General features: G+C 73.8%; 25 protein-coding genes. 6 read left to right on the plus strand and 19 right to left on the minus strand.

Annotated features, from left to right (window positions below; genetic code table 11):
- Nucleotides 1-2 precede the first annotated feature (2 nt).
- A complete protein-coding gene (locus G5V58_RS21965; protein ID WP_165237274.1) occupies nucleotides 3-860 on the plus strand; it encodes a dioxygenase family protein in 858 nt (285 codons plus the stop codon).
- A complete protein-coding gene (locus G5V58_RS21970) occupies nucleotides 860-1,801 on the plus strand; it encodes a quinone oxidoreductase family protein (RefSeq protein WP_165237276.1) in 942 nt (313 codons plus the stop codon). The genes G5V58_RS21965 and G5V58_RS21970 overlap by 1 nt, the downstream gene beginning before the upstream one ends.
- A 5-nt stretch (nucleotides 1,802-1,806) precedes the next feature.
- Here G5V58_RS21970 and G5V58_RS21975 read toward each other — a convergent pair whose 3' ends face one another.
- The 10 genes from G5V58_RS21975 to G5V58_RS22020 form a co-directional block, all read right to left on the minus strand.
- On the minus strand, nucleotides 1,807-2,502 hold the full coding sequence (locus G5V58_RS21975; protein WP_165237278.1) for a histidine phosphatase family protein: 696 nt from the start codon (nucleotides 2,500-2,502) through the stop codon (nucleotides 1,807-1,809).
- Nucleotides 2,503-2,530: 28 nt separating this feature from the next.
- Nucleotides 2,531-4,057 (minus strand): hypothetical protein, encoded by a 1,527-nt coding sequence (locus G5V58_RS21980; protein WP_165237280.1) that lies wholly within the window; start codon nucleotides 4,055-4,057, stop codon nucleotides 2,531-2,533.
- Nucleotides 4,032-4,745, minus strand: a complete 714-nt coding sequence (locus tag G5V58_RS21985) for an ABC transporter ATP-binding protein (RefSeq protein ID WP_165237282.1) — start codon at nucleotides 4,743-4,745, stop codon at nucleotides 4,032-4,034. The genes G5V58_RS21980 and G5V58_RS21985 overlap by 26 nt, the downstream gene beginning before the upstream one ends.
- A gap of 72 nt (nucleotides 4,746-4,817) precedes the next feature.
- Complete coding sequence (locus tag G5V58_RS21990; protein ID WP_230486843.1) at nucleotides 4,818-5,618, minus strand: NAD(P)-dependent oxidoreductase; 801 nt, start codon at nucleotides 5,616-5,618, stop codon at nucleotides 4,818-4,820.
- Nucleotides 5,615-6,355 (minus strand): SDR family NAD(P)-dependent oxidoreductase, encoded by a 741-nt coding sequence (locus G5V58_RS21995; RefSeq protein WP_230486844.1) that lies wholly within the window; start codon nucleotides 6,353-6,355, stop codon nucleotides 5,615-5,617. The genes G5V58_RS21990 and G5V58_RS21995 overlap by 4 nt, the downstream gene beginning before the upstream one ends.
- Nucleotides 6,352-6,582, minus strand: coding sequence for a 4Fe-4S dicluster domain-containing protein (locus tag G5V58_RS22000; protein ID WP_165237284.1), 231 nt, complete (start codon nucleotides 6,580-6,582; stop codon nucleotides 6,352-6,354). The genes G5V58_RS21995 and G5V58_RS22000 overlap by 4 nt, the downstream gene beginning before the upstream one ends.
- Nucleotides 6,579-7,337, minus strand: a complete 759-nt coding sequence (locus G5V58_RS22005) for a GntR family transcriptional regulator (RefSeq protein ID WP_165237286.1) — start codon at nucleotides 7,335-7,337, stop codon at nucleotides 6,579-6,581. Before G5V58_RS22005 ends, G5V58_RS22000 begins: the two co-directional genes overlap by 4 nt.
- Complete coding sequence (locus G5V58_RS22010; protein ID WP_165237288.1) at nucleotides 7,334-8,140, minus strand: thiamine pyrophosphate-dependent enzyme; 807 nt, start codon at nucleotides 8,138-8,140, stop codon at nucleotides 7,334-7,336. Before G5V58_RS22010 ends, G5V58_RS22005 begins: the two co-directional genes overlap by 4 nt.
- Nucleotide 8,141: 1 nt before the next feature.
- Entirely contained in the window at nucleotides 8,142-9,224 is a 1,083-nt protein-coding gene (locus G5V58_RS22015; RefSeq protein WP_165237290.1) for a transketolase C-terminal domain-containing protein, read from the minus strand.
- A complete protein-coding gene (locus G5V58_RS22020) occupies nucleotides 9,221-9,820 on the minus strand; it encodes a 2-oxoacid:acceptor oxidoreductase family protein (protein WP_165237292.1) in 600 nt (199 codons plus the stop codon). The genes G5V58_RS22015 and G5V58_RS22020 overlap by 4 nt, the downstream gene beginning before the upstream one ends.
- A 65-nt stretch (nucleotides 9,821-9,885) precedes the next feature.
- Between G5V58_RS22020 and G5V58_RS22025 the strand changes: the two genes are divergently transcribed.
- Together G5V58_RS22025 and G5V58_RS22030 are read left to right on the plus strand one after the other, a co-directional pair.
- On the plus strand, nucleotides 9,886-11,013 hold the full coding sequence (locus G5V58_RS22025) for a zinc-dependent alcohol dehydrogenase (RefSeq protein WP_165237294.1): 1,128 nt from the start codon (nucleotides 9,886-9,888) through the stop codon (nucleotides 11,011-11,013).
- The gene (locus G5V58_RS22030) at nucleotides 11,010-12,482 is read left to right on the plus strand and encodes a class I adenylate-forming enzyme family protein (protein ID WP_165237296.1); all 1,473 of its coding nucleotides are present in this window, start codon (nucleotides 11,010-11,012) and stop codon (nucleotides 12,480-12,482) included. Before G5V58_RS22025 ends, G5V58_RS22030 begins: the two co-directional genes overlap by 4 nt.
- On the opposite strand, the gene G5V58_RS22035 is transcribed toward G5V58_RS22030, so the two are convergent.
- From G5V58_RS22035 to G5V58_RS22070, 8 genes are all read right to left on the minus strand, one after another.
- A complete protein-coding gene (locus G5V58_RS22035; RefSeq protein WP_230486845.1) occupies nucleotides 12,464-14,086 on the minus strand; it encodes a class I adenylate-forming enzyme family protein in 1,623 nt (540 codons plus the stop codon). The two genes, G5V58_RS22030 and G5V58_RS22035, sit on opposite strands and share 19 nt — an antisense overlap.
- Nucleotides 14,083-14,841: an ABC transporter ATP-binding protein gene (locus G5V58_RS22040; protein ID WP_230486846.1), complete on the minus strand. Its 759-nt coding sequence runs from the start codon at nucleotides 14,839-14,841 to the stop codon at nucleotides 14,083-14,085. The genes G5V58_RS22035 and G5V58_RS22040 overlap by 4 nt, the downstream gene beginning before the upstream one ends.
- The gene (locus tag G5V58_RS22045) at nucleotides 14,834-15,613 is read right to left on the minus strand and encodes an ABC transporter ATP-binding protein (RefSeq protein ID WP_165237298.1); all 780 of its coding nucleotides are present in this window, start codon (nucleotides 15,611-15,613) and stop codon (nucleotides 14,834-14,836) included. Before G5V58_RS22045 ends, G5V58_RS22040 begins: the two co-directional genes overlap by 8 nt.
- A complete protein-coding gene (locus tag G5V58_RS22050; RefSeq protein ID WP_165237301.1) occupies nucleotides 15,610-16,638 on the minus strand; it encodes a branched-chain amino acid ABC transporter permease in 1,029 nt (342 codons plus the stop codon). The genes G5V58_RS22045 and G5V58_RS22050 overlap by 4 nt, the downstream gene beginning before the upstream one ends.
- Nucleotides 16,635-17,510 carry a branched-chain amino acid ABC transporter permease gene (locus G5V58_RS22055; RefSeq protein ID WP_165237303.1) on the minus strand — a complete coding sequence of 292 codons (876 nt, stop codon included), beginning with the start codon at nucleotides 17,508-17,510 and terminating at the stop codon, nucleotides 16,635-16,637. Before G5V58_RS22055 ends, G5V58_RS22050 begins: the two co-directional genes overlap by 4 nt.
- Nucleotides 17,511-17,594: 84 nt before the next feature.
- Entirely contained in the window at nucleotides 17,595-18,803 is a 1,209-nt protein-coding gene (locus G5V58_RS22060) for an ABC transporter substrate-binding protein (RefSeq protein WP_165237305.1), read from the minus strand.
- A 130-nt stretch (nucleotides 18,804-18,933) separates the two neighbouring features.
- The gene (locus tag G5V58_RS22065; protein WP_165237307.1) at nucleotides 18,934-19,557 is read right to left on the minus strand and encodes a gamma carbonic anhydrase family protein; all 624 of its coding nucleotides are present in this window, start codon (nucleotides 19,555-19,557) and stop codon (nucleotides 18,934-18,936) included.
- Nucleotides 19,554-20,201: a TetR/AcrR family transcriptional regulator gene (locus G5V58_RS22070; RefSeq protein ID WP_165237309.1), complete on the minus strand. Its 648-nt coding sequence runs from the start codon at nucleotides 20,199-20,201 to the stop codon at nucleotides 19,554-19,556. The genes G5V58_RS22065 and G5V58_RS22070 overlap by 4 nt, the downstream gene beginning before the upstream one ends.
- A gap of 115 nt (nucleotides 20,202-20,316) precedes the next feature.
- Here G5V58_RS22070 and G5V58_RS22075 point away from each other — a divergent pair, with 115 nt between their 5' ends.
- Both G5V58_RS22075 and G5V58_RS22080 read left to right on the plus strand, forming a co-directional pair.
- Entirely contained in the window at nucleotides 20,317-20,715 is a 399-nt protein-coding gene (locus tag G5V58_RS22075) for an acyl-CoA thioesterase (protein WP_165237311.1), read from the plus strand.
- Nucleotides 20,712-21,449 (plus strand): SDR family NAD(P)-dependent oxidoreductase, encoded by a 738-nt coding sequence (locus G5V58_RS22080; RefSeq protein WP_165237313.1) that lies wholly within the window; start codon nucleotides 20,712-20,714, stop codon nucleotides 21,447-21,449. Before G5V58_RS22075 ends, G5V58_RS22080 begins: the two co-directional genes overlap by 4 nt.
- On the opposite strand, the gene G5V58_RS22085 is transcribed toward G5V58_RS22080, so the two are convergent.
- A complete protein-coding gene (locus tag G5V58_RS22085; RefSeq protein WP_329957542.1) occupies nucleotides 21,439-23,691 on the minus strand; it encodes a 3-hydroxyacyl-CoA dehydrogenase NAD-binding domain-containing protein in 2,253 nt (750 codons plus the stop codon). The genes G5V58_RS22080 and G5V58_RS22085 overlap by 11 nt on opposite strands.
- Nucleotides 23,692-23,716 lie beyond the last annotated feature (25 nt).

The following is a 23,716-nucleotide window of genomic DNA, read 5'->3' on the forward strand; positions in this document are numbered from 1 at the left end:
CCATGCAGCTGGTCACCGAGCAGAACATCACCGAGCTCGCCAAGCAGCGGTGGGCCACCGCGCACGACGAGCGCATCCGCGAGCTGCTCACCGGGCTGGTGCAGCACCTGCACGACTTCGCGCGCGAGGTCCGGCTCACCGAGGCCGAGTGGATGGCCGCCGTCCAGTGGCTGACCCGGACCGGGCAGATCAGCGACGAGAAGCGCGAGGAGTTCATCCTCGCCTCCGACGTGCTCGGCCTGTCCATGCTCGTGGTGCAGATGAACCACCGCTTCGACCCGGCCGCGACGCCGGCCACGGTGCTCGGCCCGTTCCACATCGACGGGTCGCCCGAGCGGGGGTACGCCGAGGACATGTCGGAGGGGCTCCCCGGCGTACCCCTGTTCGTCAGCGGCACGGTCCGCGCCCTGGACGGCACCCCGATCGGTGGTGCGGTCCTCGACGTCTGGCAGGCCGACGAGGAGGGCGCGTACGAGGCGCAGCTGCCGGTCGAGGAGGCGCGGCTGCGGGCGAAGTACGCGACCCGCGAGGACGGCACGTACTGCCTGCGCACCATCGCGCCCAAGGGCTACTCGATCCCCATGGACGGCCCGGTCGGCGACCTGATCCGGCGCACCGAGATCAGCCACTTCCGCCCCGCCCACGTGCACTTCCTGCTCAACGTGCCCGGCCACCGACCGCTCATCACCCACCTGTTCGAGGACGGCGCGGAGTACCTCGACAGCGACGTGGTCTTCGGGACCAAGCAGGAGCTCGTGGTGCGCTACGAGCACCACGAGCCGGGTCCGGCCCCCGACGGGACGACCCTCACCGAGCCGTGGGTGTCGGCCACCTACGACTTCGTGCTGCAACCGGCCTGATGCGGGCCGTCGAGGTCCACACCCCCGGCGAGCCGCCGCGCGTCGTCGAGCGGGCGGAGCCCGACGGGGCCACGGTCGCCCTGCTGGCCGCGCCGATCACGCCGCTGGACCTCCTCTGCGCCAGCGGGGCGTCGTACTTCGGGGTCCCGCGGACGCCGTACGTCCCGGGCGTGCAGGGTGTCGGCACCCTCGACGGACAGCCGGTGTGGTTCCCGACCAGCGCCGGCATGGCGCCGGGTGACGGGTCGATGGCCGAGCGGGTCGCGGTGCCCGCGGGGGCTGCGGTGCCGCTGCCCGCCGGGGCGGACCCGACCGAGGTGGCCGCGCTCGGGCTGTCCGCGGTCGCCGCCCTGATGGCGCTGACCTGGCGCGGCGAGCTGGCCGAGGGCGAGACCGTGCTGGTGCTCGGCGGCGGCGGGGTCGTCGGCCAGGCCGCGGTCCAGCTGGCCCGGCGCTACGGCGCGGCGCGGGTCGTCGCGGCGGCCCGGTCCCACGAGGGCCAGCAGCGAGCGCTGGCCGCCGGGGCCGACGCGGTGGTCGAGCTCGGCGGCGAGGACCTGGAGGAGCTGGCCGGGCGGCTGGGCCGCGCCCTGGACGGACCGGCCGACCTGGTGCTCGACCCGCTGTACGGCGTACCCGCTGCGGCCGCCGCGCGCTGCCTGCGATCCGGCGGGCGGCTGGTCAACCTGGGCGGCTCGGCCGCCGAGCACGCGCCCATCGACTCCTCGACCCTGCGGAGCCGGTCGCTGCGGCTGCTCGGCTACACCAACAACGAGCTGACGCTCGAACAGCGCGCGCAGGCGGTGGCCACCGTGGCGGGGCACGCCGCGGCCGGCGAGCTGGCCGTGGCGCACGAGGTCGTACCGCTCGCGGGCGCACCCGAGGCCTGGCGGCGCCAGGCCGCCGGGCTGACCAGCGGGCGCCTGGTCCTGGTGCCCTAGCGGCCCTAGCGGTAGGTCACGAGCTCGCGGTCGAGGGCCGCGTGCTCGTTGAAGGTCAGCAGCCGGGCGCCGGTCGAGCCGACGACGATGCGGGTGACCGAGCCGTTGACGACGACCGCGTTGAAGCGGGTCCAGGCCGAGGCCAGCTGGGCCGTGTCGGCTCCGACCATGGTCAGCATCGCGCAGGCCGCGGCGATCGGGCCGCCGGAGGTGACGACGAGCGCGGTGCGCCGCTCGCCCGCGGCGCGGGCCGCGTAGCCGATGCCGTCGCGGACCCGGGCGACGAAGGCGCTGAAGGACTCGTTGTAGTCGGAGTCGTAGGCGCCCGAGGCCCAGCGCGCGGTGGCCGCGGTGTAGAGCTCGTGGAAGGCGCGCAGGTCCATGCCACCGGAGTTGAGCAGGTCGCGCTGCTCCTCGGTGATGGTCGGGTAGCGGTGCATGATCCCGAGGTGGTCGAGCTCGGCCCAGCGCTCGTCGACCTCCAGGGGCAGCTCCCACGAGGCGGCGGCGGTGACCATCGCCTCGGCGGTCTCGCGCTGGCGGCGCATCCCGCCGTGGATCATCGAGGTGGGCACGATGCCGTACCCCGCGAGGATCTCCGCGACCCGACGGCTCTGCCGCACGCCGAGCCCCGAGAGCACGTCGTAGTCGTCGGTCCCGAACGAGGCCTGCCCGTGCCGCACGAGCATCACGACTCCCATGGCGCTGTGCCCCTCCCTTCTGCTGCGGTCACCCGGCGACCGTCGTCGTGACCCGGGCACGCTGCACCGGGTCGGTCCACGAGTCTCTCGCGTGGAGCAGCCGGACCAGGGACCAGACCACGAACGGCGCGGCGACGAGGACCGAGAGTCCGGCGTACGGCGTGCGCGCGAGCCCGGAGAACACCAGGCTGGTCAGCGTCGTGGTGACGGCGAGCTTGGTGGAGTAGCCGACCATGACCAGCGGCGGCGCCGGCGTCGCGCGGGCCGAGCGCAGGTCGACGGCGAAGGGGCGCCGCGAGGACCAGCGCATGGCCGACGAGACCACCTGCAGGACCACGACCACCCACGTGCAGAGCAGCGCGCTGAGCTCGGAGCCGGTGGGCAGCCCGGCGCGCAGCCCGGCCAGCACCATGGTCACGAAGGACGCCGCGAGCAGGAACTCGGTCAGCACCCACGCGCGCGCCGCGAAGACCGCCCAGGCACCGACCGGCAGGCTCTCGCGCCACAGGCCGCCGCGGCCGTCCAGGCACCACGCGTTCACGCCGAAGAGCAGCGCGCCGCCGGAGGCGACCAGGCCCGGCAGGATCGTCATCTGCGCCCAGTCCAGGTTGCCCGCGAGGGCGACGACGCCCGGTCCGACGGCGAGCACGGCCAGGCCGCGGCGCATCGGCACGGCCCGCCAGACCGAGCCGCGATCGGTGCGGACCAGGCCGGCCAGCGGCGAGCGGGGCAGGCGCCGGGCGGGGAAGTTCTCGGTCTCGACGCGGCTCTCGTCGCGCGGCAGCCGCCGCGCGGCCAGGTGGGCGGGCACCGCGCCGAGCGCCACCGCACTCAGGAGCAGGGCGGCCTCGATGGCGATCGCCTCGAGCCAGCCGGTGCTGAAGCCGTTGAAGAGCTGCGCGGCCAGCCGGGTCGTGGGGAACCGGTCGAGGATGGTGCCGAGCTGGCCGGCCAGCTGGAGGGCGACGGCGAGCGCCGCGACCGTGACGCCCAGCGTCCGCACGATCGCGATGCCGTGCTCGCGGCGGCGCAGCGCCTCGATGGTCCAGGCCACGACCTGGCCGCACGCGGTGGCCGCCAGGATCCAGAGCAGGATGCCTACCAGGGCGTAGGGCAGCAGCGCGGTGCGGATGCCGTACGCCGTGGCGCCCAGCAGGACCCAGGCCTGGAGCAGCCACGCGATGTTGAGCGGCGCCAGGAGCAGCGCGCCGAGGTGGTCGGTCGTCGGGCTGACCGGGAAGACCGTGGCGTGCTCGCGGTGCAGCAGCTCGCGGCCGCCGCCCGACGCCACCGCCGAGGCGATGGACAGCAGCAGGAACCCGGCCATGGCCGACGGCATCAGGCTCAGCGCGTCGAGGGCGTAGCCCGAGGTGTAGTCGCCGGCGCCGTCCATCAGCGCCGGCACGGCCACCGCGGCCGCGGTCAGACCGGCGAAGACCGACGCGGCGAGGGCGAACGCGCGCGGGCGGCGTACTGTCCCGGCGCGGAAGGCGACCAGGTGGCCGACGTCGCGGACCGAGCGCCGGACCTCAGTCCAGGAGGCTGCGGTAGGCACGGGCCCCCTCCTCGCCGGCCATGTCGCCCGCGCTCGCGGTGGCCACCTGCGCGCCGCCACGGAGCACGAGCACCGCCGTGCACGCCTCGACGGCCAGCTCACGCAGGTGGGTGGAGACGAGCACGCACGCGCCGCGGGCGCGCGCGTCGTTGATGACCTCGAACGTCGCCTCGACCCCGATCGGGTCCACGCCGTCGAAGGGCTCGTCGAGCAGCAGCACCTCGGGCTCGTGCAACGCCGCCAGGACCACGCTCAGCCGACGCCCCATGCCGTGGCTGAACCCTGTGGTCACCCGGTGGGCGACGTCGCCGAGCTCGAAGCGCTCCAGCAGGTCGCGGCCGCGCTCCTCCCAGCCCGCCAGCCGGCGCAGCCGCGCCGACAGCTGGAGGTGCTCCCACGGCGTGGCCCGCGGGACCAGGCCGCCCACGTCCGGGCAGTAGCCGACCCGCCGCTTGACCTCGAGCGCGTGCGTGCGCACGTCGTACCCGGCCACCACGGCGCTGCCCGCCGTCGGCGGCACCACCCCGGCCAGGACGCGCATCGTCGTGGACTTGCCCGCGCCGTTGCGGCCCAGCAGGGCCGTGGCCTGCCCGGCCTCGGCCTGCAGGTCCACGCCCGCCACGGCCTCCACCTCGCCGAAGCGCACGTGCAGGCTGCGTACGTCGACGACGGGACCGCGGCTGCTCACGCGCCAATCCTCCCGGTGCGAGGCGCCCAGCGCCGGGGAATGGCGAAGTTGGCGACGCCGGGAGCCGGTCGGTCAGGGCGCCTGACCCAGAAGGGTGGCGAGGTCGTCGGCGAGCCGGTCGCGGGCCACCTGGGTCAGCGGCAGCTCGAGGCCGGAGGCGGCCCCGGCGGACAGGGCCAGGTCGAGGTCCTTGTGGCCCAGCGCGGTCAGGTGGGCCGGGTCCAGGGCGCCCGCCTCGCGTCCGACGAGGACGCCCGGGCCGCCGATGAGGCGGTCGGTGTGGCGCATGACCGCGGCCAGGTCGTCCGGGGCCAGGCCGGCCGAGGTGACGAGACGCCGGGCCTCGGCGGCGGCGCCGAAGGCGACGTACTGGACCAGGTTGCGCGCCAGCTTGAGCCGGGTCCCCGCCCCGGGCCCGCCGACGTGGAGCACCAGCGTGCCCAGCCTCTCCAGCACCGGTCGGGCCTCCGCGAAGTCCTCCGGGGCCGCACCGACCATGACGGCGAGCTCGCCCGTGGCGGCCGCCCCCACGCCTCCGCTGACCGGAGCGTCGACGACCCGGCCCGGGAGCGTGGCCGGGGTGTCGGGGTGCACGGTGGCGTGCACCAGGACCAGCGGGTCGTGGTCCGCGAGCTCCGTGGCGACCGCACGCACCTCCGCGTCGTCGCGCACGACGACGCACACCGCATCGGCTGCTGCGGCCAGCGCCGCGAGGGAGCCCGCCGCGACGGCGCCCGCCCCGACCAGTGCAGCGACGGCGTCGCGGCGCACGTCGTGGACCACCACCTCGTCACCGGGCGCGCGGGTCGCGAGCAGCCGACGGGCCATCGGCGCGCCCATCGCGCCGAGCCCGACGATCCCGATCCGGGTCACGCGTTGAGGCCGCCGTCGACGACGAAGTCCGCGCCGGTGCAGTACGACGAGGCGTCCGAGGCCAGGAACGCCACGACCGTGGCGACCTCCAGCGGCCGGCCGGGGCGAGGGATCGGGATCCGCGCCGGGTCGAGGCGGGTCGGGTCGTGCATGTCGGTGTCGACGGAGCCCGGGCACACGCAGTTGACGCGGATGCCGCGTCGGGCGAGCGCCTGGGCGGCCGAGCGGCTCACGCCGCGGAGCCCGAACTTCGAGGCCGAGTACGGCAGGGCGGCGCCGTAGCCCCGCAGCCCGGCGGTGGAGGAGATGTTGACGATGGACGAGCCCTCCGGCATCAGCGGCACGAGGACCTGGATGCCCAGGATCGCGCCGACCAGGTTGACGTCGAGGACGCGGCGGGTGTCGGCCGGGCTCCACTCCTCGAGCGGCTTGGCCTCGAAGACGCCGGCGTTGTTGACGAGCACGTCGACGCGGCCGTGCTCGGCGTCGAGCCGGGCCGCGAGGTCGGCCCACGAGGACGCGTCGGCCACGTCCAGCGCATGGCTCACGACTCCGGGACCCAGCCGGTCGACGAGGTGCTGGGTGGGCAGCACGTCTGCGGCGACCACGGTCGCCCCGAGCGAGTGCAGCAGCTCCACCTCGGCGGCGCCCTGCCCCTTGGCCGCACCGGTGACCACCGCGACCTTGTCGCGCAGGCTGTCGAGCCCGGGCAGGCCCGGGCCGGTCGTGTCGCTCACCCGCGCTGGAAGCGGTAGACGTCGAAGACGTAGTCGGGACAGACCATCTGGCACGCCGTGCAGCCGGTGCAGCCCTCGTGCAGCAGCGGGAAGCGGTAGCCGAGCTCGTTGACCTCGCTGCTCATCTCGAGCACCCCGGGCGGGCAGGCCGCGATGCAGAGCTCGCAGCCCTTGCACCGCTCGGTGTCGATGACGAGGGTGCCGCGCGAGCCGCGCTGGTCGCTCACGCGAGGAGCTCGGGATCGGTGAAGTGGGCGGCGCCGACCGTGCCGCCGAGGACGGCCTCCACGAGCGAGGCGAGGTCGAGGTTCTCCAGCCCGACCAGCTCGCCCTCCTGACCGTCGAACACCCCGCGGGCCCGCAGGGACCGGATCGCCTGCTCCCCCGTCCCGAGGACGTGGCGCACGGTGGCGTCGAGGGCGCTGGCCAGGTCGCCGAAGCGCAGGGCGGCGAGCTCCTCGCTGAGGTACTCGCGCTCGCGTTCCACGTCGTCCTCGATGGCCAGCAGGGAGACCGACCGGACCAGCCCGTTGAAGGTGCGCAGCAGCGAGCGCAGGTGCGGGCCGGCGGCGTGCACGTTGATGATCCGGCGGAACTCACGGGCGTGCCGTTCGAAGTCCACCGCGCCGGTGCTGGCCAGGGCCCGGTCGTGCGCGGCCTCGAGCCGGTCGAGCGTCGAGGCGTCGAGGCGACCGACGACGGTCCGCACGGTGAGCGCGCTCAGCAGGGCGTAGAGCGTGAACCCCTCCCGCACGGCGTCCACGCCGAGCTGGGCGACGTAGGCGCCGCGGTGCAGGGGCATGTCGACGAGGCCGTCCCGCTCGAGCAGGATCAGGGCCTCCCGCAGCGGTGCGCGGCTCACGTCCAGCTCGGCGGCCACCGCGGCCAGGTCGATCCGGTCACCCGGCCGCAGCTCCCCGCGGACGATCCGGCCGACGAGGACGTCGGCGATCGCATCACTGGTCTTGTGCCGCGAGATCATGACTGCTCCCCCCTGCGCGAGACGAGCTCGCCGATGCCGTAGACGGTCTCCATCGACTCCGACTGGTAGCCGGGCCCCTCGGACGCCGGCACGAACCAGCCGGTCGGGCACATCGTGAGGATCTCCACCAGGCTGAGCCCCTCACCGGCCAGCTGGCTCTCGAACGCCCGGCGCAGCATCCGCTTGGTCTGGGCGACGCCGCCCGGGGTCGAGACCGCGCCGCGGGCGACGTACCCGACGCCCTGCAGCGAGGCGACCAGGTCGCTGATCGGGATCGGGTAGCCGTGCTCCGCCGCGGCCCGGCCCTCGAGGCTGGTCTTGGTCCGTTGGCCGAGCACCGTGGTCGCGGTCTGCTGGCCGCCCGTGTCGCCGAAGACCCCGTTGTTGAGCAGGATGCAGGTCACGTTCTCGCCGCGGGCCGCGGTGTGCAGGACCTCCTGCAGCCCCTCGTTGACCATGTCCCCGTCGCCCTGCATCGTGAAGACCACCGAGTCGGGCCGGACCCGCTTGATGCCCGTGGCGCAGGACGGGGCGCGGCCGTGCAGGCACTGCAGCACGTCGATGTCCATGATCCGCACGAAGCTGCCGTAGCAGCCGTGACCCACCACGCCGATCGAGCGCTGCACCACCCCGAGCTCCTGCAGCGTCTCGAGGATGAGGCGCAGCGCCACCGGCTCGCCGCAGCCCGGGCAGAGCGAGTGCTCGCCCAGGATCAGCGACGGGTGGGCCGACGCCACCTCGGTGCTCGGCGCCGTGGGCGGGCCGGAGGTGTCGACGAGGTCGAGGGTCGTGCGCTGGGTCATGTCAGCTCCTGGCCGGTTCGAGGTCGAGGGCGGCCAGCACCCGCTGCTTGATGACGGGTACGTCGAGCAGGGGGCCGTAGTCGAGCCCCGACTCGCCGATGCTCACACCGCCCACGAAGCGCACCGTGTCCCGGTCGTGCGCCCACTGGCGGACGTCGTCGAGCATCTGGCCGGCGTTCAGCTCGAAGACCAGCACCCGTCGGGCCCGGCGTGTGGCCTCGGCCAGCGCCGCCCCGGGGAACGGCCACAGCGTGATGGGGCGGAACAGGCCGATGCGGTGGCCCTCGGCGCGCAGCTCCTCGACGACGTGCTCGGCGAACTTCGCCGCCGACCCGAAGGCGACGACCACCGTGTCGGCGTCCTCGACCGCGATCGCCTCGTGGCGCTGCTCCTGCTCGGCGATCCGGTCGAACTTCTCGGCGACCGCTCGCCAGTGCCCGTCCGGACCGAGGCCGGGATCGGTGGCCTTGCCCATCGCCCAGGTCCAGACCTGCCGGGACCGGCCGGTGCCGCTCAGCGAGCCGTCGAGGGCCCAGTCCTTGGCCGGCAGCGGGTCGAGCTCCAGCGGCTGGACGTCCACGCCGACCAGGGTCTGGGCGAGCAGCGGGTCGCCGTACAGGATCGTCGGGGCGCGGTGCAGGTCGGCGAGGTGGAACAGCAGCTGGGTGTGCTCGACCGCCTCGTGGATGTCCTTGGGGGCGAGGGTGATCGTGCGGTAGTCGCCCCAGCCGCCGCCGCGGGTGCACTGGAAGTAGTCCTGCTGGTTGCGCGCCATGTTGAACACGACGAACGGCGTCTCGTTGAGGGCGCCCTCGGCGATCGCCTCCTGCATGAGGGCGATCCCCTGACCGCACGAGCCGGTCGCGGCGCGCGCCCCCGCCGCGGCCGCGCCGATGGTCATGTTGACGCCCTCGATCTCGCTCTCGGCGTTGATGCACGTGCCGCCGGCCGGGCCGAGCTCGCGGGACATGGCTTCGAGCAGCCCGGTGAACGGCGACATCGGGTAGCCGGCGAAGAAGCGGCACCCGGCGGTGATGGCCGCGCGCGTGATCGCGACGCTGCCCGACAGCAGCTCCAGGCTCATGCCGGCACCCCCGCGACCTCGAGGGGGGCCAGCGCACGCCCGAGCGCGTGGCCCGCCTCGACCGCCCGGGCGTTGGTGGGGGCGTGCTGCTTGCGGTAGGGCGGGAGCAGGTCGGTCAGCGCCGCCTCCAGCAGCGCGGTCGGCACCGGCTCGACCAGGGCGCAGTAGGCACCGAGCATGACGAAGCCGGCCGCCTGGGCCGCCCCGAGCTCCTTGGCCGTCTGCGTGGCCGGGACCGCCCGTCGCCCGGGGAGCTCGGCGACGACGTCGTCGCCGACGACCGAGCTGTTCACCAGGCAGAGCCCGCCGGGGACCAGACGGGCCAGCGACGCCTCACTGAACCGGTCGTGGAAGAGGAGCACCGCGTGACTGCGGACCACCACGGGCAGGGAGCGCAACGGGGCGTCGCCGACCACGACCGAGGCCGCCGAGGGACCCCCGCGCATCTCGCCGCCGTACGACGCGCCGAGCATGGCGTAGCGGCCCTGACGGGTGAACGCCTCGGCCAGGGTCTTGGCGACGAGCTGGATGCCCTGGCCGCCGATCCCGGTCAGCGTGACGGTGCGCTCGGCGTGCGGCGCGGCTCTGTTCAACATCGTGGCTATTGAATATCCTCCCAGGTCATCGCGTCAATGAATTCAAGATGCAGAATGCAGGAGCCATGAGAGCAGCGGTACTCCACGCCTTCGGCGACCTCCGGGTCGAGCCGTGGGCCGACCCCGTGCCGGCGGCGGACGAGGCGGTGCTCGCCGTGCTCGGGGTGCAGCCGAGCATCACCGAGGCCATGCTGGTGAGCGGGGCACCGATCGCCCTCCACGAGCACCTGACCCGCCGGCTCGCCGCGGGTCCGGTGGCCTTCGCGGGCCACGAGTTCTGTGCCGTCGTGCTCGAGCCCCCGGCCGACCCGTCCGTGCCGAGTCCGCCCGTCGGCACGCGCGTCATCGCGGCGGAGACCGTCGAGTGCACCACCTGCGGTGGGTGTCGCACCGGCGCGGGGTGCGCGCGGCCGGAGTACGTCGGCTTCACGCGGCCCGGCGCCTTCGCCGAGCTGCTCGCGGTGCCCGCGCGCAACCTCGTCGTCGTCCCGCCGGAGGTCAGCACGGCCGCCGCGGTGGCCACCCAGCCCCTGGTGGGTGCGCTCCACGCGCACGCGGCGCTCGCCGTCGCCCCGGGCGAGTCGGTCCTCGTGCTCGGCTCGGGGGTAATGGGGCTGCACGCCGTCCAGCTGGCCCGCCGCGGCAACGCGGGGCTGGTGGCGGCCACGAGCCGCAGTGCGGCCAAGCGCGGCCTCGCGACCCGGCTCGGCGCCGACGTCGCCCTGACCCCGGACCAGGCCGACGACCCGGACGTCGTGTCCGAGCTGACCGGCGGTCAGGGGTTCGACGTGGTCGTCGAGACCGCGGGTGGTGCACCCGAGGCCGGGCTGGCCGGTGCGAGCACGCTGCGCACGGCCGCGAGGGCCGCCCGCCGCTCGGGCCGGATCGCGCTCGTCTCGGTCCTGCCCGACGACGCCCGGCTCCCCCTGGCCACGCTGCGGGAGAAGGCCCTCACCCTGGTCCACCCGGAGTCGGGGCGACGTCACCACCGCGGGGGCGACCAGTTCGAGCACGCCCTGCGGCTCCTGGCCCGCGGCGACGTCCTGGTCGACGAGCTGGTCACGCACACGCTCGCCGGGGTGGACGAGCTGCCGCGGGCGGTGGCCATGACCCTGGACAAGGCGGCGCACGGTGCGGTGAACCCACCCCAGGTGATGATGGCCGGGTCGCAGCGGATCGAGGAGGTCGGGTGACGGGACTGCTGATCGGGGACCTGCTCCAGCGGGGGCTGGTCGCCCGACCGCACACGGCCGCCGCCACGCTGGGCGACGACACGGTGAGCTTCGCCGACCTCGACGCCCGGGCCCAGCGCACCACGGCGGGGCTGCGGGCGCTGGGCGTGGGGCCCGGCCAGGTCGTGGCCTGGTGGGCTGCCCCGTCGCTGCGCGCGCTCGACGTGTTCGTGGCCAGCGCCCGGCTCGGCGCGGTCTTCGCGCCGCTCAACCCGACGTTCTCGGTGCCCGAGGTCGCCGCGACCCTCGACCTGCTCGACCCGACCCACCTCGTGACCGACCGTGCACACCTCGACGCCGCCCGCGCGGCGGCCGCGGACCGACCGGTGCGCGTCGCCGAGCTCGGCGCCGTCGACCGCGCCGCGCCCGAGGCGACGTCCGTGCCGCTGCCGGACGTCGACGAGCACAGCGCCCACATCGCCTACCTGACCAGCGGCAGCACGGGTCGCCCCAAGGCGGTGCTGGTCAGTCACCGGGCCAGCTGGCTGCGCGCCGGCCCCGGGGGCGGGACCTTCGCCGCCCCGCTGCGCGGCGAGGGCGTGGTGTGCACGTTCCCGCTCTTCCACTACGGCGGCTGGCACTACGTCATGGAGGCGTGGCAGAACATGACCGCGGTCCACCTGGTGGCCCGCGCCGACGCCGAGCACGTGGTGGCCGCGGTGGAGCGACGCCGGCCCGCTGCGCTCTACTGCATCCCGGCGGTGTGGGAGCGGGTGGTCGACCCGCTCTTCGGCGCCGCCGACCTGAGCTCCCTGCGGCACGCGGACACGGGGACCTCACCGGTCGCCGGCGAGCTCGTGGAGCGGATCAAGCGCCGCCTGCCGGGCACCACCACCACGATCCTGTACGGCTCGACGGAGGCCGGCCGGATGGCGGCGCTGCAGGACCACGACCTCGAGCGCAAGGCCGGGAGCGTGGGCCAGCCCGCCTTCCCCTGCACCCTGTGGACCGACGCCGAGGGCCAGGTCTGGGTCCGCACGCCCGCGGCGATGAACGGCTACCTGGGCGCCGCCGGCAGCGGCCTGGTGGACGGCGCGTACGCCAGCGGCGACACGGGCCGGCTCGACGACGACGGCTACCTGCACCTGACCGGGCGCACCAGCGAGCTGATCCGCAGCGGCGGCGAGTACGTCGCGCCGGCCGAGGTCGAGGCCGCGCTCCGCGTCGCGCCCGGCGTCGCCGACCTCGCGGTGGTCGGGGTGCCGGACCCCCGGTGGGGCGAGGTGGTCTGCGCGGTCGTCGTCGCCGCACCCGGGACGGTCCCGACCCTCGACGGGCTGCGTGGGCACGTCCGCGACCGGCTCGCGTCGTACAAGCACCCTCGTCGGCTCGTGCTGGTCGACGCGATCCCGCGGACCGCCGCCACCGGTCAGGTCCAGCGCACCCGGCTGGGCCGAGAGCTGGTCGAGGCTCAGCCCGCGGCGACCTGAGCCACGGCGAGCTCGCGCACCTGAGCCTTGGCGATCTTGCCGCCGGAGCTGCGCGGCATCTCCTCGACGACCACCAGCCGCTCGGGGTGCCACTCGCGGGAGACGCCGAGGGCCGTCAGGTGCTCCCCCAGCTGCTCCAGGGTCAGGCTCGCACCCGGGTGCAGGGTCACCACCGCGCAGACGCGCTCGCCGAAGACGTCGTCCGGCACGGGCACCACGGCGACGAGCGCCACCGCCGGGTGCCGGTCCACGGCCGCCTCGACCTCGACCGACGAGATGTTCTTGCCCCCTCGGATGACGAAGTCGCTCTGCCGCCCGACGACGCTCAGGCAGCCGGAGGCGTCCCGGCGGACCACGTCACCCATCAGCATCCAGCCGTCCGCGGCGTAGAGCTGCGCGTTCGCCGCGTCGTCGCGGTAGTAGCCCGCGCACGTGAGCGGTCCGCGGCCGGCGGGCTGCCCCTCGGCGACCTCCCCGGGGACCGGCCGGCCGTGCTCGTCGTACAGCCGGACCTGCATGTGCGGCAGCACCCGTCCCGCGGTCCGCAGCCGGACCTCCGCGTCGTCCTCGAGCGTCGTGCAGCTCAGCGCACCGGTCTCGTTGGAGCCGAAGAACTGCAGCACCGTCGCGCCCGTGCGCCGCTCGAACTCCAGCGCGCGGTCGTAGGGCACGGCCTCGCCACCGGTGAACATCACCCGCAGCGAGCTCAGGTCGTGCTGCTCGACGGCCGGCGAGTTCAGCAGCATCCGGAACTGGGTGCTCACGCAGCACAGCACCGTCGCCCGCTCCCGCTCGATGAGCGCCACCATCTCGTCCGCGCTGAAGCGCGGCATCACCACGGTGCGCGCCCCCAGGAGGGTCCCGACGAAGTGCGAGGTCCACAGCCCGAAGCCGAACGGCGTCGGCACCACCGCCAGGACCACGTCGTCGGGGGTGAGCCGGCCGGCGTCGACCGCGAGAGCCGAGAAGTGCAGCCACCGCTGGTCGAACTGCGTGACGCACTTGGGCAGCCCGGTGGTCCCGGAGGTGGAGTTCAGCATCGACACGTCGGTGCCGGTGAGCTCACCGGCGCGAGGCGGCGCGGCCTGGGTCGGCGGGCCGTCCTCGGCCAGCACCCAGTGCCGCAGCCCGTCGACGGCGTCGCCCACCCGGGCGACCAGGTCGCGGGTCGGCTCGCCCCGGTGCACCTCGTGGGTGACCAGGACCCGCGCGCCGGTGCGCGCGATCAGGTGCCGCACCTCCGCGTCGCCGGCGCGGTGCCCGATGCCCACGGCGACCAGCCCCGCGCGGGCGCAGCCGACGAGCACCGCGTGGATGGCCAGCCCGTCGGGCAGCAGCACGGCCACGCGGTCGCCGCGGTCGAGCCCGAGACCGGCCAGGGCCGCCGCCACGGCATCCGCGCGCTCGTCGTAGGTCGCCCAGGTCCAGCTCCGGCCACCGGCCACCACCGCCACGCCCCCGGGGTCGCGTGCCGCGTGGGAGCGCACCAGGGTCGAGACCGACTCCTCGTCCCACCACCCCTCGGCGCGGTACTCCGCCACGACGCCGGGCGCGACGCTGAGCACGCCGTCCTGCTCGACCAGCGGCGGGAAGGTCGCGCTCACCCGGTGACCTCGCCGTCCACCTCGTCGAGCTCCTTCTGGATGAGCCCCATGGCGCCCTGGTAGGCCCGGTCCAACCGCTCCACGCCGTCCTCCTGTGCGACCACCTCGCCGCGGACCAGCACGTAGCCCCGCTCCACTGCGGCACCGGTCGCGTTGAGCGAGGGATCGGCCAGCACGACCGCGACGCCCTGGTCGGCCAGCTCCCGCACGACCCGCACCAGGTCGGCCACGATCTTCGGGGCGAGCCCCGTCGCCATCTCGTCGAGCAGCAGCACCGACGGGTCACCCATGAGCGCCCGCGAGACGGCGAGCATCTGCTGCTCACCACCGCTCAGGACGCCGGCCATGTGGCCGGAGCGTTCGCGCAGGATGGGGAAGCGGTCCAGGGCCGCCTCGACGCGGTCGCGGCCCAGCCGCTGCACCTCGGCCGCGACCTGGAGGTTCTCGCGCACCGACATCTTCGGGAACAGCTGTCGCCCCTGCGGCACGATGGCGATCCCCTGACGGGCGCGCGACATCGCCGAGAGCCGGCTCATGTCGCGGTCGCCGACCCGCACCGAGCCGCGGGCGTGGACCGAGCCGTAGACCCCGAGCAGCAGGCTGCTCTTGCCGGCGCCGTTCGGACCCACGACCGCCGTGACGACGCCGGCCGGCGCGGTGAACGAGACGTCCCGGACGGCGGAGGCCGCGCCGTAGGTCACGGTGAGCCCCTCGACGACCAGGTCCGACCCGGTCCCCGTGGACGGGTCAGCCACCTGCACCACCTCCGAAGTAGACCGCCCGCATCTCCTCGCTTGCCAGGCACGCCTCCGGGTCACCGTCGAAGACCACCCGGCCCCGGTCGAGCAGCAGCAGCCGGTCGGCCAGACCGGCGATCAGGTCCACGTTGTGGTCGACCAGCACGACGGCGTGGCCGCGGCTCTGCACCGTCCGGATCGCCTCGACCGTGCCGGCGACACCAGCGTGGTCGGCCCCGGCGAAGGGCTCGTCGAGCAGCATGACGACCGGGTCCTGGGCCAGCGCGCGCACCACCTCGACGAGGCGCTGCTCGCCGAGGCTCAGCTCACCGCAGTGGCGGTCGAGGTCGCCGACCCCCAGCTCGGCGGCGAGCTCGGCGGCGCGCGGGTAGTCGGCGCGCACGCTGCCGACCGCACCGCGCGCCAGCTCCACGAGCTGCTGCCAGGGGTTGCGCATCCGGCCCGCCACGAGTCCGCAGACCAGCGCCTCCAGGACCGTGACCTCGGGGGCCAGCAGGGGGTGCTGGAAGGTCCGGGCGAGTCCGAGCCGAGCCCGCCGGGCCGCCGACCCGCTCACCGGCCGGTCGTCGAGCCGCAGCTGGCCGGTGTCGGAGCTCTGCGCACCGGTGATGAGGTCGACCAGCGTGGTCTTGCCGGCGCCGTTCGGACCCACCAGCCCGAGGATCTCCCCGGCGCCCACCGAGAACGAGACGTCGTCGACGGCCACCACGCCGCCGTACCGCTTGCCCAGTCCGCTCCCGACGAGGATCGGCTCACCGCGCTCGCTCATGCCTGCTCCTCCGCCGTCCGGCGGGCGGTCGGCGGGGAGCCCCGCCCGGTCACCGCTCGCAGACCCTGGCCGAGGTAGCCCAGCACTCCCGCCGGCGCGATCAGCAGGATGAGGAGCACGGCGACGGCCAGCACCAGCTGCCCGCTGGTCTCGAGGACGTCGAGGTTGAGGCTCAGCTCGACGACGAGCAGGGCTCCGACCACGGCGCCCCACGCCGTGTTCCGGCCGCCGATGAGCGGCATGAAGATGGCGAGGAAGACGACGTTCAGCGTGAACGTCTCCGGTGTCACCCCGCGCACGAAGCTCGCGAACAGCGCCCCACCGAAGCTCGCGATCGCCGCACCGACGGCCAGGCAGACCGACGTCAGGTCCGCGGTGCGCACGCCCGAGGCCTCGACGGGGAGCGGGTGCTCGCGCATGGCCCGCACCAGCGCACCCCAGGAGCTGCGGCGCACCCGGTCCAGCAGCGTCGCCAGGACCAGCACCAGGAGCATGGCCAGCACCACCTGCGCGGTGCGGTCGGGCTCCCACCCGGCGAAGCTCGGCGCGCGGATCTGACCGATGCCGCCAGCGCCCCCGAAGACGTCGAAGATGCCGAGCCAGCCCTCGAACGCCGTGCCGAACAGGAGCGTCACGGCGGCCAGGTAGAACCCCGACAGGCGGCGGGTCGACAGGCTGAGCAGCACGGCGATGACGGCCGAGACGAGCGCGCCGACCAGCCAGCCCAGCCAGATCGGCAGGGAGGTCTCCTGGGAGACCAGGCCGACGCTGTAGGCACCGATCGCGGCGTACGCGCTGTAGGCCATCGACAGCGAACCCGCCATGACGAAGGGGAGGTACATGCCCAGCGCGACCAGGGCGTAGGTGCACGCCAGCACCAGCAGGTCCGCGCGGTAGTCGCTGCCACGCATCCAGAGCAGGAGCAGCACGATCCCGGCGGCCGCGGCGAGGGGCGGCCAGCGGTCCGTGGCGCGCGAGGGACCGGCGGCGGTTCGCCGCGTCGCGGGGTCCTCGGTCGTGGTCATGCGCGCACCCGCCGCACGAAGAGCCCCTCGGGCTTGAGCGCGAAGAAGAGCAGGGCCAGCACCAGGATCACGGTCTGGGGGGTGATGTCGGAGGAGTAGTACGGCGTGAAGACCTGCACGCAGCCGAGCACCAGCCCGCCGACCAGCGGGGCCCAGATCCGGCCGGTGCCACCGATCACGAGTGCGAGGAAGCCGGTCAGGGTCCAGCTGAGCCCGCTGGTGGACGCGACACCGGACTTGGTGGCGAACAGGATGCCGGCGATGCCGGCGATCAGCCCGCCCACGAGGAAGGCGATGAGCCGGATCCGCCCGACCGGCAGCCCGAGCACCCTGGCCGCGTCCAGGTTGTCGCCGACCGCCCTCAGCAGCCGTCCGGTGCGGCTCAGCCGGACCCAGAGGGCCACCACGACGAAGACCACGACGGTGGTCGCCATCAGCAGCAGCGCGTTCGGGAGCAGGAACGCGTCGCCGATCTCGATCGGGTCGAAGGTGACGATCTGCTGGCCGGGCAGCGACGTGCGACCGAAGACCAGCCCCGCGGCCTGCTGCACCGCGAACAGCACGGCGGCCACCGCCACGAGGGCCGGCAGGTCACCGCGGCCGGCGCGGCGCTGCACCGGACGGACGACCACCAGCTCGGTGACCGCGGACAGCGCGACCACGATGAGGAGGGCGAGGACGATCGAGGGCCACAGCGACATCTCCTTGATCACCACGAACCACGAGGTGGCGAGACCGCCGACCATCGCGTAGGGGCCGAGCGCGAAGTTGAAGAACCCCGCGCCGACGACGATCAACAGGTACGACAGCGCGATCAGCGAGAAGAAGCAGCCGATCTCGGCGGCCGAGAGCCACAGCTGAAGGTCGGTCAAGAGGTCCTCCCGGGTCTGGACTGGGGACGGCGCGACGGGGAGGCGACCCGGCGGGTCGCCTCCCCGGCGCTCAGCACCGTCGGATCAGCACGGCGGCTGGTACTCGTCCCACGCGCCGTCGGGCTTGTTGTCCGCACCGAAGTGGGTGAGGACCAGGCCGCACAGGCCGTCGGCTCCGGTGTGCTTCTCCGGACTGAAGGAGATCGAGAAGCCGTCGGCTCCGAAGGACGCCTCGTAGCCGTTGATGGCCTGCAGCGCGTCGAGCACGGCCGGTCCCTCGGTCGACCCAGCCGCCTCGATGGCCTGCTTGAGGATCTGGACCGAGTCGTAGGCCTGGGCGTCGTAGGCCGTGAGGTTGTAGTCGTCGTCCCCGCGCCACCCGCGCAGCTTGTCCTGCAGCTCCTCGGTCCGCGGGTTGTCCTGGTCGATCGAACCCATGAAGACCAGGTCCTCCAGGGCGCCGGCGTTGGCCAGCTTCCAGATGTCCGGCTGGTTGCCGATCGAGGCCAGGGAGAAGCGCTGGACGTCCGGGAGCTGCTGCTTGAGCGTGTTCTGGACGAGCACCTCGAAGTTGCCACCCACGCTCGAGACGAGGACCAGGTCCGGGTCGGCGTCCTTGACCTTGGCCACCTGAGCGTTGACGTCCGCGGCGTCCACGGCGGCCGTCTCGTCGGCGACGAGGTCCATGCAGCCCTCGAGCCCGGGCTTGAGCAGCCCGTTCACGCCCTCGATCGTCGGGGTGTTGTCGCTGATGATCGCGAGCTTGGAGTAGCCGAGCTCCTTCGCGGCGCCGCAGTAGACCTCGACGAAGTTGTCGAGCAGGTTGGCCAGGGAGAAGGCGTAGTCGCTGTCGGGCGGCGTGGCGAAGGTCTGCGAGATCGCGATCGGCGCGATCGAGGGCACCTGGGCCTGCTGGATCACCGGCTTGGACTGGTTCACCGCCGCGCTCGCGGTCACGAGCAGCAGGGCTTGGGCGCCGTCGTCCAGGAGCTTGCGGATCACCGACGGCGCCTTGGTCGGGTCGCTCTCGTCGTTCTCGACGATCAGCTTGACCGGGCGGCCCAGGATCCCGTCCCCGGCGTTGAGCTCGTCGACCGCGTCCCGGATCGTCTTCCCGGCGATGGTGCTGTACGACGCCCCGGGACCGGTGCTGTCCTCGTCCAGCCCGATGACGATCGGGTCGCCCTTGAGCTCTTTGTTCGCCTCGGGCTTGTCGCTGCCCGAATCGGAGTCGTCGCCGCAGCCGGCGACCACCAGCGTGAACGCGGCCACTGCCGCCGCGACTGCGCGCATCCGTCGCACGTCGTCTCCCTCCGGTCGGGCCGTCTCGGACAGCCAACCAATCAATTGCTTGGTTGGGTGAGGGTATGGCGTCGGTCACACGTGGTCAAGACACCTGCTCAGACCCGGTCGGCGTCTCAGGTCAGGACCGGGTCCCGCGCCGCCCCGGGTGGGTGTGCAGCGGCGTGGCGGTCGAGGCGTCCACCGGGAGGACGGGCCGACCCGCCTCCGGCTCCTGGAGCGGATCGACCTCGACGAGGCCGGCGCGACTGCGTCGGGTCAGCTCGCCGTAGACCCGCAGACCGTTGTCCTTCCAGGCCGCCATCTCGTCGTCGACGTCGCGGACGCGTCGGGCCGGGTTGCCGACCAGCAGCGAGCGCTCCGGGAAGTGCTCACCCGCGCGGACGACGCTGCCTGCCCCCACGAGCGAGCCGGCGCCGATGCGCGCGCCGTCCAGGACCACGGCGCCGATCCCGACGAGCACCCGGGGCTCGAGGTGACAGCCGTGCAGCACCGCGGCGTGGCCCACGTGCGACCCCTCCGACAAGACGGCCGCCGCCCCGGGGTAGGCGTGCACCACACAGCCGTCCTGCACGTTCGACCCGGCGCCGACCTCGATCAGCCCGAAGTCCCCGCGCAGGCTCGCGCCGGGCCCGACGTAGCAGTCAGCACCGATCCGGACGTCACCGATGACGCTGGCCTGGGGATGGACGAAGGCCGTGGGGTCCACGACCGGGACGACCCCGTCGATGGCCCAGAACGTCATGGCTGAGCGCGATCCGGGGCGGGCCGGGCGCTGATGCCGCTGAGCACCATCCGCAGGTAGCGGTCGGCCAGCTCCTCGTGGCCCAGCGCGCCGTCGGGGTGGTACCAGTGCACGGCGTTCCACACCGTGTCGCGGATGAAGCGGTAGGTGAGGGACTGGTCGAGGTCCGGGCGGAACCGGCCGCGCTCCTGGCCGGCCGCGACCGCGCGGCGCAGCACGCCCTCGACCCGGCCGGTCGCCTGCTCGACGAAGACGAACTGGGGCTGGTGCCGCAGCCCCGGCGCCTCGTGCTGGTAGAGCGCCACGGCGTCCGGGGTCTCGTGCACGGTCCGGAACACGTCGTGGACGAGCAGACGGAGGGTCTCGTCCGGTCCCCGCGCCTGGCGTTCCACCCGCTCGAAACGGGCGACGAGACCGTCGAGGAACTCGTGCAGGACCTCGACCAGCATCGCCTCCTTGGAGTCGAAGTGGTGGTAGAGGCTGCCGGAGGTGAGACCCGCGGCGTGGGCGATGTCGCGGATGGTGGTCCCGCCGTACCCCTTGGTCGCGAACAGGCGCCCCGCGGCGGCCAGGATGAGCTGACGGCGTCCGGCGGGCTCGCTGCTCTCCGACGGGCGCACGTCAGGGCTCGGCTCCGCGGTCATCCTCACCTCCCCGTCCGACGTCGTCGTGCCTCCTTCGTGGCGCGCGTCACACCAGAGCCTAGACCAAGCAAGTGTTAGGTTGACAGCCCCGATCTCCGCGGAGGGAGCCCGTCCGGTGCACCACAGTCTCTCCTTCGACCTCAGCTACGCCGACACCGATCCGTCCGGACTGGTCTACTTCGCCGCCTGGTTCCCGTGGATGGAGCGGTGCCAGAGCGCGTGGTTCCACGCCCACGGTCTGCGCCAGGACACGATGCTGGCCGAGCAGGGGTTCGGCACGGTGACCCGGCGGGCCGAGTGCGACTACCTCGCCGCGACCGCCCTCTACGACCCGATCACGGTCACCACCACGATCGCCGAGGTGGGCCGCACCTCCTTCACCACCCAGCACGACTTCGTCCGGGACGCCGACGGCGTGCTCGTCGCCCGGGGACGCCTCGTCATCGTGACCGTGGACCCGCAGGGTCAGGCCGTGCCCGTCCCGGAGCCGATCCGCACGGGGCTCGGCGCGTGAGCCCGCTGTCCTTCGGGTTCGCGCTCGACGACGTGCTCGTGGTGACCGGGGCCGGCAGCGGCATCGGTCGCGCGACCACCCTCGAGGCCGCCCGGCAGGGACTGCGCGTGGTCGCCTGGGACCTGGTCGGGCCGGCCGCCGCGGAGACCGCCGCCCTGGCCGAGCCCGGCCGGGTGCGCGCCGAGGCCGGCGACGTCGCCGACGCTCCGGCGGTCAGGGCCGTGCTGGAGGACGTCGCGTCGACCTGGGCGGCCCCTCGGTACCTCGCCAACAACGCCGGGCCGTCCTCCGCCGGTGACCTCGCCTTCGAGGCCGGGATCGTGGCCGCGCTGGGGAGCGTGCACACCATGACCGAGGCGTGGGCCGCGCTCGCGGGCGCCGACGGCGCCGCGATGGTCGTCACCGCCTCCGTCGCCGGCACCAAGGTCGGCACCGAGTCCGCGTGGTACTCGACCGCCAAGGCCGGTCTCGCCGGCTACGTGCGCCACCTCGCCGCGCACCGCGCCGACCGGTTCCGCAGCAACGCCGTCGCCCCCGGGATGGTGGACACGCCCCGCCTCGAGGGCTGGGCCGCCAGCGCTGCCGGGCAGCGGACCCTCGCCCGCAACCCGCTGCGCCGTCTGGCCACCCCCGCCGACATCGCCCACGCCCTGCTGTTCCTGCTCTCGCCGGCGGCGGCGTACGTCAACGGCGAGGTGCTCACCGTGGACGGGGGCTGGACCGTCACGCAGTGACGACCCGCCCGCGCCGGGCGCGGACGGGTCGTCGGGGCGTGCGGGTCAGGCGGGCAGGGAGCCGCCGCTCTCGGCCAGGTCGCGCAACCACGCGGTGGCGCGGAAGCGGTCGCCGTACTGCTCGGCCAGCTCGTCGGCGCGCTCGAGGAACGCCTTCAGACCGACCGGCGCGTCGGGCTGGCCCGGGCGCTGGTAGCCGGTCATGAACTGGGCGGCGCCGCCGGTGTTGGCGGGGAAGCCGATGCCCATGATGGAGCCGATGTTGGCCGCGGCGGAGGTCTCGATGACGCCCTCCTCGAAGCACTTGGCGGTCTCGAGAGCCTCGGCGAACAGCATCCGGTCCTTGACGTCCTGGAGCGGGGGCTGCTGCTCGGCCACCGGGAACAGGTCGGCCAGCCCGGACCACAGCGAGAGGCGCTTGCCGCTCTCGTCGTAGTCGTAGAAGCCGGCGCCCGCGCAGGCGCCCGGCGCGGCCGGCCTCGAGCATGCGGTCGACGACGGCGGAGCCCGGGTGCTCGACGTACTCCGGGCCGGAGGCCTCGCGGGTGGCCTTGGCGATCTTGGCCATCAGCTCGAGGTTGAGCTCGTCGGAGAGCTGGAGGACCGGGGCCGGGTAGCCGGCCTGGGTCGTGGCCCGCTCGATGGTCCAGGGGTGCACGCCCTCGGCCAGCATCGCCATGCCCTCGTTGACCATGAAGCCGATGACGCGCGAGGTGTAGAAGCCGCGGCTGTCGTTGACGACGATCGGGGTCTTCTTGATCTGCTGGACCACGTCGTAGGCCTTGGCCAGCGTGACCTCCGAGGTCTCGGCGCCCTTGATGATCTCGACCAGCGGCATCTTGTCCACGGGCGAGAAGAAGTGCAGCCCGATGAAGTCCTGCGGCCGGTCCACGCCGGTGGCCAGCTCGGTGATCGGCAGGGTGCTGGTGTTGGAGCAGAGCAGCGCGTCGTCGTCGACGTACGGCGCGATCTCGGCGAACACCCGGTGCTTGAGGCTGGGGTCCTCGAAGACGGCCTCGATGACCAGGTCGCAGCCGGCCAGGTCGGCCGGGTCGGCGGTGGCCTTGATCCGGCCGAGCAGCTCGGCCTTCTTCTCCTCCGTCGAGCGGCCGCGGGAGACGGCCTTGTCGAGGAGCTTCTCGGAGTAGGCCTTGCCCTTCTCGGCGTTCTCGACCGCGACGTCCTTGAGGACGACCTCCATGCCCGCGCGGGCGCAGACGTAGGCGATGCCGGCGCCCATCATCCCGGCGCCGAGGACGCCGACCTTGGTCGCCTTCCACGGCTCGATGCCCTGCGGGCGCAGCTTGCCGGAGTTGATGGCCTGGAGGTCGAAGAAGAACGCCTGGATCATGTTCTTGGCGTTCTGGCCCACGACCAGGTTGGTCAGGTAGCGCGACTCGATCCGGCTCGCGGTGTCGAAGTCGACCTGGGCGCCCTCGACCGCGGCCGAGAGGATCGCCTTCTGCGCGGGGTAGTCCGCGCCCTTGAGCTGCTTGCGCAGCAGGGCGGGGAACGCCGGGAGGAAGCCGGCCAGGGCCGGGCTCTTCGGCGTACCACCCGGCATCTTGTAGCCCGGGGCGTCCCACGGGTTCTGGGCGGCCTCGGGGTTGGCCTGGATCCAGGCCTTGGCCGCCGGGAGCAGCTCGTCCTGGCTGTCGACGAGCTCGTCGACCAGGCCCTTCTGCTGGGCCTGGGCCGGCTTGAACGTCGCGCCCTGGAGCAGCACGTCCATCAGCCCGCTCTGCAGGCCGAGGAGCCGCACGATGCGGGTCACGCCGCCGCCGCCGGGCAGCAGCCCGAGGCTGGCCTCGGGCAGGCCCACGGTGTAGCCGCCGTCGACCGCGATGCGGTGGTTGCAGGCCAGCGCGATCTCGAACCCGCCACCGAGCGCGGCGCCGTTGATCGCCGCCACCACCGGCTTGGGGAAGGTCTCGAGCCGGCGCAGCGCGGCCTTGACCTTCTCGGCCAGCTCGAAGACGGCCGGGGCGTCGTCCTTGGTCGCCTTGACCATCTCGTTGAGGTTGGCGCCGGCGAAGAAGGTCTTCTTGGCGCTCGTGACGACCACGCCGGTCACGGCCTCGGCCTCGGCGTACAGCCGCTCGACGGCCGCGGCCATCGAGGCGACGTACAGGTCGTTCATGGTGTTGGCGCCGGCCGTCGGGTCGTCGAGGGTCAGCGTGACGATGCCGTCGCCGTCCCGGTCGTAGCGCACGGCGGACGTCTCGGTCTGGGTGGTGCTCATGCTTGGCGTGACTCCTGTGTCAGGT

Origin of the sequence: Nocardioides anomalus, from assembly GCF_011046535.1 — a bacterium.
In the GTDB taxonomy this organism is placed as follows: Bacteria; Actinomycetota; Actinomycetes; order Propionibacteriales; family Nocardioidaceae; genus Nocardioides; species Nocardioides anomalus.

Bases quoted from the DNA above. Each gene is read 5' to 3' on its own strand.
- G5V58_RS22065 (WP_165237307.1), bottom strand. From the start codon at position 19,557: ATGACGTTCTGGGCCATCGACGGGGTCGTCCCGGTCGTGGACCCCACG.
- G5V58_RS22025 (WP_165237294.1), top strand. From the start codon at position 9,886: ATGAGAGCAGCGGTACTCCACGCCTTCGGCGACCTCCGGGTCGAGCCG.
- G5V58_RS21965 (WP_165237274.1), top strand. From the start codon at position 3: ATGCAGCTGGTCACCGAGCAGAACATCACCGAGCTCGCCAAGCAGCGG.
- G5V58_RS21975 (WP_165237278.1), bottom strand. From the start codon at position 2,502: ATGGGAGTCGTGATGCTCGTGCGGCACGGGCAGGCCTCGTTCGGGACC.
- G5V58_RS22005 (WP_165237286.1), bottom strand. From the start codon at position 7,337: ATGATCTCGCGGCACAAGACCAGTGATGCGATCGCCGACGTCCTCGTC.
- G5V58_RS22060 (WP_165237305.1), bottom strand. From the start codon at position 18,803: ATGCGCGCAGTCGCGGCGGCAGTGGCCGCGTTCACGCTGGTGGTCGCC.
- G5V58_RS22020 (WP_165237292.1), bottom strand. From the start codon at position 9,820: ATGTTGAACAGAGCCGCGCCGCACGCCGAGCGCACCGTCACGCTGACC.
- G5V58_RS22010 (WP_165237288.1), bottom strand. From the start codon at position 8,140: ATGACCCAGCGCACGACCCTCGACCTCGTCGACACCTCCGGCCCGCCC.
- G5V58_RS22045 (WP_165237298.1), bottom strand. From the start codon at position 15,613: ATGAGCGAGCGCGGTGAGCCGATCCTCGTCGGGAGCGGACTGGGCAAG.
- G5V58_RS22050 (WP_165237301.1), bottom strand. From the start codon at position 16,638: ATGACCACGACCGAGGACCCCGCGACGCGGCGAACCGCCGCCGGTCCC.
- G5V58_RS21970 (WP_165237276.1), top strand. From the start codon at position 860: ATGCGGGCCGTCGAGGTCCACACCCCCGGCGAGCCGCCGCGCGTCGTC.
- G5V58_RS22015 (WP_165237290.1), bottom strand. From the start codon at position 9,224: ATGAGCCTGGAGCTGCTGTCGGGCAGCGTCGCGATCACGCGCGCGGCC.
- G5V58_RS22070 (WP_165237309.1), bottom strand. From the start codon at position 20,201: ATGACCGCGGAGCCGAGCCCTGACGTGCGCCCGTCGGAGAGCAGCGAG.
- G5V58_RS22085 (WP_329957542.1), bottom strand. From the start codon at position 23,691: ATGAGCACCACCCAGACCGAGACGTCCGCCGTGCGCTACGACCGGGAC.